This window comes from [Enterobacter] lignolyticus SCF1, from assembly GCF_000164865.1.
GTDB lineage: Bacteria > Pseudomonadota > Gammaproteobacteria > Enterobacterales > Enterobacteriaceae > Enterobacter_B > Enterobacter_B lignolyticus.
In genome coordinates, this window is sequence record NC_014618.1 from 759,123 (window position 1) to 775,738 (window position 16,616).

A 16,616-nucleotide genomic window follows, 5' to 3' on the forward strand; every position below is an offset into this window, starting at 1 on the left:
GGTGAAATGGATATGACGTTGCTCGTGTTTCTGGTGACCTTTGTGGTGTTGATGGCGGTGGGAATGCCGGTGGCTTATGCGGTAGGGTTAACTGCCGTGGTGGTCACCGCATTTGCTGATTTTTCGCTGGATGGCCTGATTATTACTCTCTTTCACAGCACCGATAACGTGAATCTGCTAACCATTCCGTTTTTTGTGTTTGCCGGCGCCATTATGGCCGAAGGCGGTATGGCGAGGCGGTTAGTGGATTTTGCCGGGCTTTTCGTCGGTTGGATACGGGGTGGGCTGGCGCTGGTGAATATTCTGGCGTCAACGCTGTTTGGCGCCATTTCGGGATCATCAGTTGCCGATACGGCATCGATTGGCTCTGTACTCATTCCGGAAATGGAGCGTAAAGGGTATCCGCGTTCGTTTGGCGCGGTACTTACCGCCAGCGCGTCGGTGCAGGCGATTTTGGTTCCGCCGAGTCATAACTCGGTGCTGTTCGCTATTGTGGCCAATACCGCTGCGGTGACGATCCCGGCGATGTTTCTGGCGGGGATCATCCCGACGCTGGTGCTATGCGGGACGCTTGTCGTGCTGTGCCTTATCGCTGCACGCAAAAATAATTACCCCAAAGAGCAGCGTCTTGAACTTCGCCGTCAGCTCAAAATCGCGGCCGATGCTATCTGGGGGCTTATCACGATAGTGATCATCTCCGGGGGAATTCTTTCCGGCTTCTTTACGCCGACGGAATCCGGCGCTATCGCCTGCGTATGGGCGATGTTCGTGACCTTCTTCGTGTATCGTGAATATAAGATTAAGGATTTCCCAAAGCTGATTCACCGAACGATTAAGACCGTGACCATGGTCATGGTGCTTATCGCGTTTGCGGCGGCGTTCGGTTCGGTCATGATGCTGGTGGGGATCCCTCAGCAAATCACGTCCGCGCTGCTGTCGTTGTCAGAGAATAAATACATCATTTTGATGATCATCAACATCATGTTGCTGCTGTTAGGACTATTGATGGATATGGCGCCGTTGATCCTCATCCTGACGCCGATTTTGCTGCCGGTCATTACGAAAGTGGGGATTGATCCGGTACATTTCGGCATCATCATGATGACCAATCTGGGGATCGGCTTAATTACGCCGCCGGTCGGGTCGGTATTGTTCGTCGCCAGTGCGGTCAGCGGGTTGAAGGTGGAGCAGGTGGTGAAATCAATGATGCCGTTTTATCTGGCGCTTTTTTTAGTGCTGATGGCTGTCACCTACATGCCAGTGCTCTCTTTGTGGTTACCGACGACATTCCGTTAATCGATAATCCCCTCCCGGAGATGGGAGGGGAGAAGACAGAAGGCGATTAGCGATCGTGATTGGCCATATGCTGAGGTGTCGTACTGAACGCGCTATTACAGTTAGACGCCGCGGACGAGCTGCAAAGGCCCTGACCATAAACATGGGCGATATCGCCGTCATTTTCATCGCCGGAAAACTGGCTTATCGTGGCGCGCTGAACCTTCTGCTCGGAGCCTGATGATTCCGCCAGCGGCTTTTCCTGAAACGCCAGCGCGCTGGTGGAACACAGCGCGATGGCTAACGTAAACGCAAGATGAGTTTTCATGTCGAGTAATCCCAAACGGATGGGGGGCATCATGAAAGTATCAGCTGGCGAAAAATTTGCCACAACGGCGCATCAACGCTCATCTTTTGTTACCAAAAAGCAGGCGTTAGGGGGCAAAACGCAGACCCTCCCCGGGCCGGAGAGGGGGAGGGGACGGCGGGCTTAAACGCCCTGTTCCAGAATGCGGATATGGCTTTCCAGCACGTTGCCTTTAACCTCTTCGCTCCACGCCTTCATGTGCGCGGTTTGCAGATGGGCTTCAAGGTGCGCCACGGTTTCCCACCGCTCTACCATCACGATAGAGTCCGGCGCGGTAGCCTGGAAACTGACGCCAGCAGCATGATCCACCATCGGCACGTAGCCGTGGCAGCCTTCTTCCCTGAGGACGGTCGGGATGATTTTGGCAAAAGCATCCAGAACGGCCTGGCGATGGTGCTGGCCCGGACGGGTACGAATCTCAGCAATCACTGTTAACATGGTAAAACTCCTTCTTTGAACCTGACAGGCCAGGCCTGTATCCAGCTAACCAGTTAAGCAAAAATCGCGGCAAGATGCTTGCGATATTCTTCAGCATAGTGCGCAACGTTCGGCATTTTTATGACGTCGTTAGCGATAAAGGTGGCCAGCGGCTCCATTCCCAGGAACTGGTTGGCTTTATGGAACGGCAGGTAAACGCCGTCAACGCCCACGCCGTGGAAGAACTGGTCTTTTTCGGTAAAGGCTTCCATCGGCGCGTTCCAGGTCAGCGACAGCATATATTTTTTACCCTGAATCAGGCCGCCGGAGCCGTATTTTTTGCTGGCGTCGGAGCGGGTGCGGCCATCGCTGGCGTACAGCGAGCCGTGACCGGCGGTAAAGACGTCATCGACGTATTTTTTCACGCTCCACGGCGCGCCCATCCACCAGCCCGGCATCTGCCAGATAACCGTTTCGGCCCACAGGAAGTTTTGCACCTGCTGTTCGACATCGTAATCGCTGTCGGCGCGAACGACGCGAACATCATGCCCGACGTCGCGCAGAAAGCTGTGTGCGACCTCAGTCATGGTGTCATTAAGCTGGCCATTGGAGTGACCGAATTTTTTACCACCGTTGATGATCAGAATGTTGCTCATGATGAGTCCTTAGCAAAAATGACGTTTGCGCCATTTTAACGCCGACGCCGCAGCGGAGAAATTAGCAAAATGTGCAAAGTCTTTTGCTGTATGAGCAATAATTCCATTACCAGCTGAGGGTGGCGATAAAGCCGCCGTCCGGGGCGTTGCCGAACGTCACCGTCATCTGGTGCAGGGTGGCGATGCGCTGGACGATAGACAGCCCCAGGCCGCTGCCAGGCGCGTCCTGGCCGGGCGGGCGGTAGAAGCGTTCGCCGATGCGGGCGAGCGCCTCGGCGCTAATGCCAGGCCCGTTGTCGCGCACCGTAAAGCGGCGGGCGTCGAGGGTTACGTCGACCTGGCGGCCCGGCGGGCTGTAGCGGATGGCGTTATCGAGCAGATTGCGCACCAGCAGGCTTAGCAGCAGCGGCTGGCCCAGGCGCATAGCGTCGGGGGCGTTGAGGTGCAGGCGCACGTCAATCCCCGCCTGCTGCGCCGGATGGTAGATATCCATCACCGCCGACTGCAGCAGGTCCGCCAGCGGAATCTGTTCGATATCATCGAGCTGAGAGAGGGAGTCGAGGCGCGACAGGGTCAGCAGCTGTTCCACCAGGCGCGTCGCGCGGTCGATCCCGGCATGCAGCTGGGAGAGGGCCTTCTCGCGGCTTTCGGGGTCATCTATCGACAGCTGCGCCACTTCGGTTTGCACCTTCAGCGCGGTCAGCGGGCTTCTCAGCTCATGGGCCGCATCGGAGGTAAAGCGCCGCTCGCGCACCATCACTTCATGCGAGCGGGCGAACAGCTGGTTCAGCGCATCGACCAGCGGACGTACCTCGCCGGGCACGCCGTCGGTGCTGAGCGGGTCTGCGGCCTCCGGCGAGCGGGTGCGCAGGGTGCGGGTCAGCTTTTTCAGCGGCGCCAGCTCCCGGCTTAACAGCACAATCAGCAGGATAAACATCAGCGGTAGCGCCACCAGCCACGGCGTTAGCTGGGAAGTGACGATATCGAACGCCATTCCCTGACGGTAATCCCACTCCTGGCCGACGACGATGCGGTATTTCCCATCGGTGGTGGTGAGCCATAAAAAGCGCCAGGGGTCATCGTCGCCGTCCAGCGAAGCGTCTTCATAGCCGTCACGGTGATAGTTGTAAGGGATATCCTGCCCGTTTTCGCCGTCATGCAGCACTTTGCGGCCATCGCTGGTGAAGATGGCAAAGGCGAGCGCGTCATCGTCGAGATGCCCGTGTTTGAACTTCTGCTGGGTGCGTACCGGCAGGGCGGTGGGCGCGTGCAGGTCGTTAAAGTCTATCGCGCTCAGCCGTTTGGCGAACAGCATCTGCTGGGTGTCGAACAGCTTGTCGAGCTTATGGGTGGTCTGCTGCCAGGCGATAAAACTGGCGCAGATCCAGGCGACCAGCGTCAGCAGCAAAAACAGCAGCGTCAGGCGCAGGCGCAGGCTAAGGTGGCGAAAGAGGCTCATGCTTCACCCAGCGTGTAGCCGATGCCGTGTACGGTGCGAATAAAGTCGCTGCCGAGCTTGCGACGCAGATGGTGCACGTGAACCTCCACGGCGTTGCTGGAGACGTCGTCGTCCCAGCTATAGAGCTTTTCCTCAATCAGCTTGCGCGGCAGCACCCGCCCGGCGTTGCGCATAAGCAGCTCCAGCAGAGCGAACTCTTTGGGTTTGAGCGGCAGCGGCGCGCCGTCGAAGGTGGCGGTCAGGCTATCGGGGTTCAGCGTCACCTTGCCGTGCTGCAGGGCGTTGGTGGCCTGGCCGTGCGCCCGGCGGATAAGCGCTTCGAGGCGCGCGGCGACTTCAATCAGGGCGAAGGGTTTGCACAGGTAATCGTCGGCGCCGAGCCGCAGCCCTTCTACCCGCTGGGCGAGCGCGTCGCGGGCGGTCAGGATCAGCACCGGCTCCTGACGGCCCTGGGCGCGCCAGGCGCGCAGGATATCCAGCCCGTCGATACCCGGCAGCGTGAGGTCGAGGATAACGGCGTCATAAGGGGCGGCGAGCAGCGCGGCTTTTCCCTCCTCGCCGCGGGTGAACCAGTCGAGGGTAAAGCCCATTTTTACCAGCCCGGCACGCAGGCCGTCGCCGATCAGTTTGTCATCTTCTACCAGTAAAATTCGCATCCTTAGCCCTTAAATACGGCCCGATTTACGGCCAGTAAAGCGTTGTGGACGGCCGCTGTACAGCAAAAGTTTATCTTTTTTACCCTTAAGAAGTTGTTAAGTTTTATCCTGTGTAATGGCTTCGAATTACGATAAAAGGGAGAACATTTTTATGAAAAAATACGCAGCCATTGCCGCCATCATTGCTATCGTTTCCGCACCGGCGTTTGCCGCCAATACCCAGGGCGGTTTTACCGGCCCGTCGGCCACCGCTTCCGCCAGCCAGACGCCGGCGCAGAGCGGCGGCTTTGTCGATGCCAACGCCAATCTGACCACCGCGGCGAAGGTCAAAGAGATGAAGGACGACAGCTGGGTTAAGCTGCGCGGCAACATCGTTGAGCGCCTTTCTGACGACCGCTACCTGTTCCGCGACGCCAGCGGCACGGTGAACGTGGATATCGACCACAAGCGCTGGAACGGGTTGACCGTTTCCCCGCAGGATAAGGTTGAGCTGCAGGGTAAAGTCGACAAAGAGTGGAGCGACGTTGAGGTCGATGTGAAGCAAATCAGCAAAATCGGCCAGTAATCCTCGCGGTCATCGCCTTCTGGCGGCATGGTCATTGTGCGCAAGATCGGTCAGGAACAGGATCTGGCGCCGTGGCAAAGTATGTCGCCAGGAGGATGCGATGAACGATGCATTAACAACCGCGTACCGCGAGCGGTTCGCCATGGTGTGCGACTATATCGCCCGCCATCTCGATGAGCCGCTGACGCTGGATAAGCTCAGCGCGCTGGCCCACTGCTCGCCCTACCATTTTCACCGGCAGTTTGCGGCGTTTAGCGGCCTGCCGCTGTATCGCTATATCCAGTGGCTGCGCCTGCGTCATGCCTCATGGCGGCTGGCGTTCAACCCGCAGGATAAGGTTATCGACATTGCGCTGGATGCCGGGTTTCAGAACCCGGAATCGTTCAGCCGCGCCTTCAAAACCGCGTTCGGTAAAAGCCCGCGTCAGTTTCGCGTAGCGCCTGACTGGCTGGACTGGCACCAGCGCGTTCCCATGATGGCCTCACAGGAGCAACAAAGTATGGATGTGCAGATTGTCGATTTTCCGCCGACGCGCGTGGCGATGCTACAGCACCGCGGCAGCCCGGCGCTGGTGAACGCCAGCGCGGCGAAATTCATCGAATGGCGCAAGCAGAGCGGCCTGTCGCCGGTTAAACAGAGCAAAACCTTTGGTATTGCCTGGGATGACCCGCAAAGCACTGCGCCGGAGGCGTTTCGCTTCGATATCTGCGGCAGCGTCAGTGACGCCGTGCCGGATAACGCCTTTGGCGTGATCAACGGTGAGATAGCCGGCGGGCGCTATGCCGTCGCGCGTCACCTCGGCTCGCTGGATAACCTGTCGCAGAGCGTGTGGGCGATGTTTCGCGAATGGCTTCCCGCCAGCGGCGAAAGCCTGCGCGACGCGCCAGTGTTTTTCCACTACCTCAACTTCGTGAACGATGTGCCTGAACACGCGCTGCAAACCGATATTTACCTGCCTCTGAAGTAAATCCCCGCGCCGCCGGACATCCGGCGGTCGCCCTGTGACTCCGCACGTCAGATAGGGTATTATCGCCCGAAGTTTGCTGTCTGCACCCCAACGGCGCACAGATTGAGGAATCAGAATTAATGAGCGATATGGCAGAGCGCCTTGCGCTACATGAGTTTACGGAAAAAGCGTACCTTGACTACTCCATGTACGTCATCATGGACCGCGCGTTACCGTTTATCGGCGACGGCCTGAAGCCGGTACAGCGCCGCATCGTGTATGCGATGTCCGAGCTGGGGCTGAGCGCCAGCGCAAAATTCAAAAAATCCGCCCGTACCGTCGGCGATGTGCTGGGTAAATATCACCCGCACGGCGACAGCGCCTGCTATGAAGCGATGGTGCTGATGGCGCAGCCGTTCTCGTACCGCTATCCGCTGGTCGATGGCCAGGGGAACTGGGGGGCGCCGGACGATCCGAAATCTTTCGCCGCGATGCGTTACACCGAATCTCGTCTGTCGAAGTATGCCGATGTGCTGCTGGGCGAGCTGGGCCAGGGAACCGTTGACTGGGTGCCGAACTTTGACGGCACGATGCAGGAGCCGAGGATGCTGCCTGCGCGCCTGCCGAATATTCTGCTGAACGGCACCACCGGCATTGCGGTCGGGATGGCGACCGATATCCCGCCGCACAACGTGCGCGAAGTGGCGCAAGCGGCGATCGCCCTGATCGACAAACCGGCCACGACGCTGGATGAGGTGCTGGATATCGTTCAGGGGCCGGACTACCCGACCGAAGCGGAAATCATTACCTCGCGCGCCGAAATTCGCAAAATCTACCAGAGCGGCCGCGGCTCGGTGCGCATGCGCGCCGTGTGGACCAAAGAAGATGGCGCGGTGGTGATTAACGCGCTGCCGCACCAGGTGTCCGGCGCCCGCGTGCTGGAACAAATCGCCGCGCAGATGCGCAATAAAAAGCTGCCGATGGTCGATGACCTGCGCGACGAGTCCGATCACGAGAACCCGACCCGCCTGGTTATCGTGCCGCGCTCCAACCGCGTGGACATGGAGCAGGTGATGAACCACCTGTTCGCCACTACCGATCTGGAAAAAAGCTACCGCATCAACCTCAACATGATCGGTCTGGACGGTCGTCCGTCGGTGAAAAACCTGCTGGAGATCCTCACCGAGTGGCTGGCGTTCCGCCGCGACACGGTGCGCCGCCGTCTGAACTACCGTCTGGAGAAAGTGCTCAGGCGCCTGCATATCCTTGAAGGTTTGCTGGTGGCGTTTCTCAATATCGACGAGGTTATCCATATCATCCGCACCGAGGATGAGCCGAAGCCGGTGCTGATGTCGCGTTTTGCCATCAGCGAAACCCAGGCCGAAGCGATCCTTGAGCTGAAGCTGCGCCATCTCGCCAAACTGGAAGAGATGAAGATCCGCGGCGAGCAGAACGATCTCGAAAAAGAGCGCGATCAGATTCAGGCCATCCTCGCCTCCGAGCGCAAGATGAACAACCTGCTGAAGAAAGAGCTGCAGGCCGACGCTGAGGCGTTTGGCGATGACCGCCGTTCGCCGCTGCACGAGCGCGAAGAGGCGAAGGCGATGAGCGAGCACGACATGCTGCCGTCAGAGCCGGTGACCATTGTGCTGTCGCAGATGAGCTGGGTGCGTAGCGCCAAAGGGCACGACATCGACGCCAAAGGGCTGAGCTACAAAGCGGGCGACAGCTGGAAAGCGTCGGTGAAAGGCAAGAGCAACCAGCCGGTGGTGTTTATTGACTCCACGGGCCGCAGCTACGCGATTGACCCGATCACGCTGCCGTCCGCCCGCGGGCAGGGCGAGCCGCTGACCGGCAAGCTGACGCTGCCGCCGGGGGCGACGGTCGACCATATGCTGATGGAGGGCGATGAGCAGAAGCTGCTGATGGCCTCCGACGCCGGCTACGGTTTCGTCTGTACCTTCAGCGACCTGGTGGCGCGCAACCGCGCGGGCAAGGCGCTGATTACGCTGCCGGAGAATGCGCGCGTGATGCCGCCGCTGGTCATTGAGGACGAGTCCGACATGCTGCTGGCGATCACCAGCGCGGGTCGTATGCTGATGTTCCCGGTGAGCGACCTGCCGCAGCTGTCGAAAGGTAAGGGCAACAAGATAATCGGCATCCCGACCGCCGATGCGGCGAACGGCGCCGACGGGCTGGCGCATCTCTATATCCTGCCGCCGCAAAGCACGCTGACTATCCACGTCGGCAAGCGCAAGATCAAGCTGCGCCCGGAAGAGCTGCAGAAGGTGACCGGCGAACGCGGTCGCCGCGGCACGCTGATGCGCGGCCTGCAGAAAATCGACCGTGTGGAGATTGATTCGCCGCGAAACTCAAGCGTTGGGGATAGCGAAGAGTAATTTTATCGCCCCGCCGCTCCGGCGGGGCAGTGAAAATTTGCGGCAAAATCGTTGTTAATTCGTGCGTTGCGATTAACATACCCTTTTCAGGGACCTGCAAGTCACACTCCTGTCCGGTATATAATTCTAAACGGTTAGGGTTTTTGAGGTAGTTATGCTATTGATTTTTCGCGCAATTATAGTGGTCATTTACTGCATCCTGGTATGTGTTTTTGGCTGTATCTACTGTCTGTTTAGCCCACGGAATCCAAAGCACGTCGCGACGTTTGGCCATATGTTTGGTCGGCTGGCGCCGGTTTTCGGCCTGAAGGTTGAAAAGCGCATTCCGGCGCAGGCGGGCAGTTTTGGCAACGCTATTTATATCGCTAACCATCAGAACAACTACGATATGGTGACGGCGGCCAATATCGTTCTCCCGCCGACGGTGACCGTGGGAAAAAAGAGCCTGCTGTGGATCCCGTTTTTTGGTCAGCTATACTGGCTGACGGGCAACCTGCTGATTGATCGCAATAATCGTACCAAGGCGCACGGTACCATTGCGGAAGTGGTGAATGCGTTTAAAAAGCGCAAAATTTCTTTTTGGATGTTTCCGGAAGGTACTCGCAGCCGCGGTCGTGGTTTATTGCCATTTAAAACCGGCGCTTTTCATGCGGCGATTGCGGCAGGTGTGCCAATTATTCCTATATGCGTTTCCAATACATCGAATAAAATTAACCTCAATCGCCTGAACAACGGACTGGTGATCGTGGAAATGCTGCCGCCGGTGGACACCAGCCAGTGGGGGAGAGATCAGGTGCGCGAACTGGCGGCCCACTGCCGCGAGCTGATGGCTGCCCGTATTGATGAACTGAATAAAGAAGTCGCCGCGCGCGAAGCGGCGGCAAAAAAATAGCTATTGTGGGGAAAGGTTTCCCTGTGCATCGTTGTTAGTCATGGAGTTTATATGTCACTCAGTCGGCGTCAGTTTATTCAGGCATCAGGGATTGCGCTGTGTGCAGGTGCGGTGCCGCTGAGGGCGAATGCGGCGGGGCAGCAGCAGCCCCTGCCGATCCCGCCGCTACTGGAATCCCGTCGCGGACAGCCCCTGTTTCTCACCCTGCAGCGCGCCCACTGGTCGTTTACGTCCGGTACCCGTGCGCCAGTGTGGGGCGTTAACGGCCGCTATCTGGGGCCGACCATCCGCGTATGGAGCGGCGACGACGTCAAGATGATTTACAGCAACCGCCTGACGGAAAACGTGTCGATGACCGTCCGCGGCCTGCAGGTGCCGGGGCCGCTGATTGGCGGCGCGGCGCGTATGATGTCGCCAAACGCCGACTGGGCGCCGGTGCTGCCGATCCGCCAAAGCGCGGCGACCCTCTGGTATCAGGCGAACACGCCCAACCATATGGCGCAGCAGGTCTATAACGGCCTGGCGGGCATGTGGCTGGTGGAGGACGACGTCAGCAAATCGCTGCCGATACCGAACCACTACGGCGTCGACGATTTCCCGGTCATCATCCAGGACAAGCGGCTGGACAACTTCGGCACGCCGGAGTACAGCGAGCCGGGCAGCGGCGGCTTCGTCGGCGATACCCTGCTGGTCAACGGCGTGCAGGGGCCCTACGTTGAGGTGTCCCGCGGCTGGGTGCGCCTGCGCCTGCTCAATGCCTCCAACTCGCGTCGTTACCAGCTGCAGATAAGCGATGGCCGCGCGCTGCACGTTATCTCCGGCGATCAGGGCTTTCTGCCCGCGCCGGTATCGGTGAAACAGCTGTCGCTGGCGCCGGGCGAGCGTCGTGAAATTCTGGTGGATATGACCAACGGCGATGAGGTGTCGATTACCTGTGGCGAAGCGGCCAGCATCGTTGACCGGATCCGCGGGTTCTTTGAGCCATCCAGTATTCTGATCTCCACGCTGGTGCTGACGCTGCGTCCGACCGGCCTGCTGCCGCTGGTGACGGACAGCCTGCCGATGCGCCTGTTGCCGACGGAAATTATGACCGGCACGCCGATCCGCAGCCGTGATTTCACCCTCGGCGACGATCCGGGCATCAACGGCCAGCTGTGGGACCCGCAGCGTATTGACGTCACCGCCCAGCAGGGGAGCTGGGAACGCTGGACGGTGCGCGCCGACCGGCCGCAGTCGTTCCATATTGAGGGAGTAATGTTCCAGGTGCGCAACGTCAACGGCGCGATGCCGTTCCCGGAAGACCGGGGCTGGAAAGATACCGTCTGGGTCGACGGACAGGTTGAGCTGCTGGTCTACTACGGCCAGCCTTCCTGGCCGCACTTCCCGTTCCAGTTCATGAGCCAGACGCTTGAGCTGGCCGACCGCGGATCGATTGGCCAGATGCTGGTAAACCCGGCGTCGTAAACATTTCCCCTCACTCCGTCGGCGTGAGGGGGCATCCCCAGAACATATCCCTTCATTTCCCGCCTTGATCCAGCGTATAATCCACGCCCTTTGATTATTTTTTCTTCGGAAGCATTATGAGCGCAATTTCCCTGATCCAGCCGGATCGCGACCTTTTCTCCTGGCCCCAGTACTGGGCGGCCTGCTTCGGCCCGGCGCCGTTCTTACCGATGTCGCGGGAGGAGATGGATCAGCTCGGTTGGGACAGTTGCGACATTATCCTCGTCACCGGCGACGCCTATGTCGATCATCCCAGCTTCGGCATGGCTATCTGCGGGCGTATGCTCGAATCGCAGGGGTTCCGCGTCGGCATCATCGCGCAGCCGGACTGGAACAGCAAAGACGACTTTATGCGTCTGGGCAAACCGAACCTGTTCTTTGGCGTGACGGCGGGCAACATGGACTCCATGATCAACCGCTACACCGCCGACCGTAAGCTGCGCCATGACGATGCCTATACCCCGGATAACGTCGCCGGTAAGCGCCCGGATCGCGCAACCCTGGTCTACACCCAGCGCTGTAAAGAGGCCTGGAAGGATGTGCCGGTTATTCTCGGCGGGATTGAAGCGAGCCTGCGCCGTACCGCGCACTATGACTACTGGTCCGATACCGTGCGCCGTTCGGTGCTGGTGGACTCCAAAGCCGATATGCTGATTTTCGGCAACGGCGAGCGTCCGCTGGTGGAAGTGGCGCACCGCCTGTCGCAGGGCGAGCCGGTCGCGCAGATCCGCGATGTGCGCAACACCGCGATCATGGTGAAAGAAGCGCTGCCGGGCTGGAGCGGCGTGGACTCCACGCGTCTGGATACGCCGGGGAAAATCGACCCGATCCCGCATCCGTACGGCGAAGATCTGCCGTGCGCGGATAACAAGCCGGTTGAGCCGAAGAAAACCGAAGCGAAAAGCATTACCGTACAGCCGCCGCGTCCAAAGCCGTGGGAAAAGACCTACGTTTTGCTGCCGTCCTTTGAGAAGGTGAAGGGCGATAAAGTGCTGTATGCCCACGCGTCACGCATCCTGCACCATGAGACCAACCCGGGCTGCGCGCGCGCGCTGATGCAAAAGCACGGCGAGCGCTACATCTGGATCAACCCGCCGGCGATTCCGCTTTCAACCGAAGAGATGGACAGCGTTTTCGCGCTGCCGTACAAGCGCGTGCCGCACCCGGCGTACGGCCAGAGCCGTATTCCGGCCTATGAGATGATCCGCTTTTCGATCAACATCATGCGCGGCTGCTTCGGCGGCTGCTCCTTCTGCTCGATAACCGAGCACGAAGGCCGCATTATTCAGAGCCGCTCCGAAGATTCGATCATCAACGAGATCGAAGCGATTCGCGATACGGTGCCCGGTTTTACCGGCGTGATTTCGGATCTTGGCGGCCCGACGGCCAACATGTACATGCTGCGCTGTAAGTCTCCGCGCGCGGAGCAGACCTGTCGCCGCCTGTCGTGCGTCTACCCGGATATCTGCCCGCACATGGACACCAACCATGAGCCGACGATCAACCTCTACCGCCGCGCCCGCGATCTGAAAGGCATCAAGAAGATCCTCATCGCCTCCGGCGTGCGTTACGACATCGCCGTGGAAGATCCGCGCTATATCAAAGAGCTGGCGACGCACCACGTCGGCGGCTACCTGAAGATTGCGCCGGAGCATACCGAAGAAGGCCCGCTGTCGAAGATGATGAAGCCGGGGATGGGCAGCTACGATCGCTTTAAGCAGCTGTTTGACACCTACTCGAAGCAGGCGGGGAAAGAGCAGTATCTGATCCCGTACTTCATCTCGGCGCACCCGGGAACCCGCGACGAAGATATGGTGAACCTGGCGCTGTGGCTCAAACGTCACCGCTTCCGTCTGGATCAGGTGCAGAACTTCTATCCGTCGCCGCTGGCGAACTCGACGACCATGTATTACACCGGCAAGAACCCGCTAGGTAAGATTGGCTATAAGAGTGAGGATGTGGTGGTGCCGAAGGGCGATAAGCAGCGTCGTCTGCACAAAGCGCTGCTGCGCTACCACGATCCGGCCAACTGGCCGATGATTCGTCAGGCGCTGGAAGAGATGGGTAAAAAGCACCTGATAGGCGCGCGTCGCGACTGCCTGGTGCCTGCGCCGACGCTGGATGAGATGCGCGAGGCGCGTCGTCAGAATCGCCATACGCGCCCGGCGTTGACCAAACATACGCCGATTCAGCATCAGCGCCGTAACGGCGCCGCTGCGCCTGCGCGCGCGAATACGAAAAAGAAAGCGTAACCTGCCTTAGATTACCGCTCGCGGGCGTTCAATGCGCCTGCGAGTGGCTTTCCGTAATAACGATGCGCGCCAGCTGCTGGATCAGGCTGCCTTTCTGCGGATCGATATAGTCATCAATCAGCCAGCGGCCGCCCAGATTCACCAGATCGATATCCTGGGTCTTCTCAGTGCCATTCGCGAGAGTAAAACGGGCATGCACCCGCGTTCTGCCGCCGCTTTCCGCTTTGGTCTGCACGTCCTTAAGGGTGGCGGTGGTCGGGTCATCGCAGCCACACAGCGGGTTGCTGTTCCAGATATCCGGCAGCGCGTTCTTCTCCTGATCTTTGGGTGAGATATCCGCCGTCATGTCGGAAAAGCTGTCGACGATTTTCCGCGACGTCGGGGCCAGCAGCAGCGTCCAGGAGAGGGCGTTGGCATCGTCGCTGGTAAACAGGTTACGGATAAAATCGCCGGGCAGAGGGCGCTGCAGACCGTCCAGCATCTCCTGCTGCTCGTGGTTGCTCTTGACGACCAGCTGATAGACGCTTTGATCGTCGTTCATGATGTCATCAATCAGCCAGCGGCCGTTTTCATTCACAAAAGAGAGCGAAATGGTGTTGGTTTGCGGGTTGTTGGCCGACGGACGCACGCGGACAATCGCCGTGGCGGTTTGCGCGTTTTCATCAAGAAGCTGAATGTTATCAACCACCAGCTTGTCGTAATCCTCACAGCCGCAGAGCGGGTCGTTATCGAGGGCGCCGCCGTCGCCCGGCGCCGTCAGTTCACTGTCGGTTTGCAGCACCGCCGCCAGACGCTTTGAAACAATGCGGTTTTCGCCGGTGTCGTAAATCGAGACCGGGTCGGTATTGAGGCCGTATGGCTTATAAATTTGCTCAATGGTTTCTTTAAGGGAAACGACCGGCTTCTGGGCGAACGCCGTTATGTTGATAGTCGCCAGGACGATAAGAAACCACCTGCTAAGGTACCGCATTGCTTCTCTCCATGAACGAAAGCACCAAGGATACCACTAGCAGGTAGAAACGCGTATGACGTTAACGCGTAGTCGGGCGATTATCCGCCAAATTGATCGGGGTCGGGTCCGAGGCGTTTGCCCTTATCCAGCTTCGCGATTTCGCTAAGCTCATCTTTGTCGAGGCGGAAATCCCAGACGTCGAAGTTTTCGGCGATACGCGAGGGGGTAACGGATTTCGGGATCACCACCAGGCCGTTGTCGAGATGCCAGCGAATGACGATTTGCGCCGGGGATTTGCCGTATTTGTCCGCCAGCTCGCGAATGATTTTCTGATCGAAAACGCCTTCACCGCCCTGCGCCAGCGGGCTCCAGGACTCGGTCTGAATTTTATGGGTGGCGTTCCATGCGTGCAGCTGACGCTGCTGCATCAGCGGGTGCAGCTCAATCTGATTGATGACCGGCGCGACGCCGGTTTCGTCTATCAGCCGCTGCAGATGATGCACCTGGAAGTTGCACACGCCGATGCTGGTCGCCAGGCCCTGTTTTTGCAGCTCAATCATGCCAAGCCAGGCATCCACGTAGTGGTCAATGGCCGGTACCGGCCAGTGGATCAGGTATAAATCGACGAACTCGAGCTGCAGCTTGCGCAGGCTGTCTTTCAGCGCCTGCGCCGGATTTTTCTGGTCGTCATTCCACAGCTTGGTAGTGATAAACAGCTCGTCGCGGGGAACGCCCGCGCTCTTTAACGCTTTACCGACGCCGCTTTCATTCTGATAGGCGGCGGCGGTATCTATCGAACGATAGCCGACCTCCAGCGCCTTATGGATCGCGGAAATAACCTCCTCGTTGCCTGCTTTCCACACGCCAAGACCCAGTTGCGGCATGACGTTGCCGTCCTGAAGTTTAATTACGGTTGGATGTGTCATGCATTCCTCCTTAGATGAAGCTCACCGGGGCGAACCCGGTGAGGCAGTAGCATTAAGTGTGGACGAACCCGCCGAAAATGAAAGGTTACCCGGCAAACCCTTAGCGTGCGGCCTCGTAAATGCGGCGGCTCACGTCGAGAGTAATGTCATGATTTTCACCCAGTTTTGTCATGCCGTGCTCGTCGAGTTTTTTCAGCAGCGCCGGGATAGAGCTACCGTCCAGGCCATAGCCGGACAGACGGGTCGGCACGCCGAGCTGTTCGAAGAAGCTGCGGGTTGCGGCAATGGCGGCATCAATACGCGCGTCTTCAGCGCCTTCGGTGATGTTCCACACGCGCTCGGCGTACTGCAGCAGCTTGGCGCGCTTCACGTCGCGTTTTTCGCTCCACAGCGCGGGCAGCACTACGGCCAGCGTCTGGGCGTGGTCGAGGCCGTGCATCGCCGTCAGCTCATGGCCCAGCATATGGGTCGCCCAGTCCTGCGGCACGCCTGCGCCAATCAGGCCGTTCAGCGCCTGAGTCGCCGCCCACATCACGTTGGCGCGCACATCGTAGTTTTCCGGCTCTTTCAGCGCTTTCGGGCCTTCTTCAATCAGCGTCAGCAGAATGCCTTCGGCGAAGCGATCCTGAATTTTGGCGTTAACCGGGTAAGTCACGTACTGCTCAACGGTATGTACGAAGGCGTCCACCACGCCGTTCGCCACCTGGCGCGGCGGCAGGGTGTAGGTGTAGACCGGGTCGAGCACCGCAAAGACCGGCTGGACGTGCGGGTTCATAAACGCCTGCTTGTCGCCGGTGGTTTTACGGGAAATCACCGCGCCCATGTTGGACTCAGAGCCGGTTGCCGGCAGGGTCAGGATGGAGCCCATCGGGATGGCGCTGGTAATTTTACTACCGCGGGTTTGCAGAATTTCCCATGGATCTACGCCGTCGGCATAGTGGGCCGCCGCGGCGATAAACTTAGTGCCGTCCAGCACGGAACCGCCGCCGACCGCCAGCAGGAAAGTGACCTTCTGCTCGCGGGCAATCTTAACGGCGTTCATCAGCGTTTCATACGACGGGTTTGGCTCAATGCCGCCAAACTCCAGCACGTCAAGGCCGTCCAGCGCGCTCAGCACCTGATCCAGCACGCCGGTTTTCTTCACGCTGCCGCCGCCGTAGGTGACCAGTACGCGGGCGTCAGCCGGGATTTGCGCACGCAGGTCGGCAATGGCGCCTTTGCCAAAGATGATGCGGGTTGGGGTATGCAGATTAAAATTAAACATGGCTCGTTCCCTTTTATTGCGGGTGAAAAAGAGGGCAGTCCAGGGCTGCCTGATGTGGCGTATTGTGGTCCCGTCGCCCCTTTCGCC

The 16,616-nt window shown here is 59.0% G+C and carries 14 protein-coding genes and 1 pseudogene; 7 read left to right on the forward strand and 8 right to left on the reverse strand.

What is annotated here, in order from left to right:
• The first annotated feature begins 6 nt into the window (after nucleotides 1-6).
• Entirely contained in the window at nucleotides 7-1,296 is a 1,290-nt protein-coding gene (locus tag ENTCL_RS03635) for a TRAP transporter large permease (RefSeq protein ID WP_013364752.1), read from the forward strand.
• 46 nt (nucleotides 1,297-1,342) lie between these two features.
• On the opposite strand, the gene ENTCL_RS03640 is transcribed toward ENTCL_RS03635, so the two are convergent.
• From ENTCL_RS03640 to qseB, 5 genes are all read right to left on the reverse strand, one after another.
• Entirely contained in the window at nucleotides 1,343-1,603 is a 261-nt protein-coding gene (locus tag ENTCL_RS03640; protein WP_013364753.1) for a hypothetical protein, read from the reverse strand.
• Nucleotides 1,604-1,765: 162 nt separating this feature from the next.
• A complete protein-coding gene (locus tag ENTCL_RS03645; protein ID WP_013364754.1) occupies nucleotides 1,766-2,080 on the reverse strand; it encodes a putative quinol monooxygenase in 315 nt (104 codons plus the stop codon).
• A gap of 53 nt (nucleotides 2,081-2,133) precedes the next feature.
• Nucleotides 2,134-2,715 carry an NAD(P)H-dependent oxidoreductase gene (locus ENTCL_RS03650; RefSeq protein ID WP_013364755.1) on the reverse strand — a complete coding sequence of 194 codons (582 nt, stop codon included), beginning with the start codon at nucleotides 2,713-2,715 and terminating at the stop codon, nucleotides 2,134-2,136.
• 106 nt (nucleotides 2,716-2,821) lie between these two features.
• Complete coding sequence (gene qseC, locus ENTCL_RS03655; protein WP_013364756.1) at nucleotides 2,822-4,174, reverse strand: quorum sensing histidine kinase QseC; 1,353 nt, start codon at nucleotides 4,172-4,174, stop codon at nucleotides 2,822-2,824.
• Nucleotides 4,171-4,830, reverse strand: a complete 660-nt coding sequence (gene qseB / locus ENTCL_RS03660) for a quorum sensing response regulator transcription factor QseB (RefSeq protein WP_013364757.1) — start codon at nucleotides 4,828-4,830, stop codon at nucleotides 4,171-4,173. Before qseB ends, qseC begins: the two co-directional genes overlap by 4 nt.
• A 151-nt stretch (nucleotides 4,831-4,981) precedes the next feature.
• Here qseB and ENTCL_RS03665 point away from each other — a divergent pair, with 151 nt between their 5' ends.
• The 6 genes and pseudogenes from ENTCL_RS03665 to ENTCL_RS03690 all read left to right on the forward strand — a co-directional run bounded on the left by ENTCL_RS03665 (nucleotide 4,982) and on the right by ENTCL_RS03690 (nucleotide 13,387).
• Nucleotides 4,982-5,395, forward strand: a complete 414-nt coding sequence (locus ENTCL_RS03665) for a YgiW/YdeI family stress tolerance OB fold protein (RefSeq protein ID WP_013364758.1) — start codon at nucleotides 4,982-4,984, stop codon at nucleotides 5,393-5,395.
• Between the two features lie 100 nt (nucleotides 5,396-5,495).
• Nucleotides 5,496-6,362: an AraC family transcriptional regulator gene (locus tag ENTCL_RS03670; protein WP_013364759.1), complete on the forward strand. Its 867-nt coding sequence runs from the start codon at nucleotides 5,496-5,498 to the stop codon at nucleotides 6,360-6,362.
• A 119-nt stretch (nucleotides 6,363-6,481) separates the two neighbouring features.
• Nucleotides 6,482-8,740, forward strand: a complete 2,259-nt coding sequence (gene parC, locus ENTCL_RS03675) for a DNA topoisomerase IV subunit A (protein ID WP_013364760.1) — start codon at nucleotides 6,482-6,484, stop codon at nucleotides 8,738-8,740.
• Nucleotides 8,741-8,894: 154 nt separating this feature from the next.
• Complete coding sequence (gene plsC, locus ENTCL_RS03680; RefSeq protein ID WP_013364761.1) at nucleotides 8,895-9,632, forward strand: 1-acylglycerol-3-phosphate O-acyltransferase; 738 nt, start codon at nucleotides 8,895-8,897, stop codon at nucleotides 9,630-9,632.
• Between the two features lie 51 nt (nucleotides 9,633-9,683).
• Entirely contained in the window at nucleotides 9,684-11,096 is a 1,413-nt protein-coding gene (ftsP, locus tag ENTCL_RS03685; protein WP_013364762.1) for a cell division protein FtsP, read from the forward strand.
• Nucleotides 11,097-11,129: 33 nt separating this feature from the next.
• Nucleotides 11,130-13,387 (forward strand): annotated as a pseudogene (locus tag ENTCL_RS03690) (YgiQ family radical SAM protein).
• A gap of 28 nt (nucleotides 13,388-13,415) precedes the next feature.
• Here ENTCL_RS03690 and ENTCL_RS03695 read toward each other — a convergent pair.
• The 3 genes from ENTCL_RS03695 to yqhD form a co-directional block, all read right to left on the reverse strand.
• Nucleotides 13,416-14,357 (reverse strand): DUF3828 domain-containing protein, encoded by a 942-nt coding sequence (locus tag ENTCL_RS03695; RefSeq protein ID WP_013364764.1) that lies wholly within the window; start codon nucleotides 14,355-14,357, stop codon nucleotides 13,416-13,418.
• An 80-nt stretch (nucleotides 14,358-14,437) separates the two neighbouring features.
• Nucleotides 14,438-15,265, reverse strand: a complete 828-nt coding sequence (gene dkgA / locus ENTCL_RS03700) for a 2,5-didehydrogluconate reductase DkgA (RefSeq protein WP_013364765.1) — start codon at nucleotides 15,263-15,265, stop codon at nucleotides 14,438-14,440.
• 100 nt (nucleotides 15,266-15,365) lie between these two features.
• Complete coding sequence (gene yqhD / locus ENTCL_RS03705; protein ID WP_013364766.1) at nucleotides 15,366-16,529, reverse strand: alcohol dehydrogenase; 1,164 nt, start codon at nucleotides 16,527-16,529, stop codon at nucleotides 15,366-15,368.
• Nucleotides 16,530-16,616: the final 87 nt, after the last annotated feature.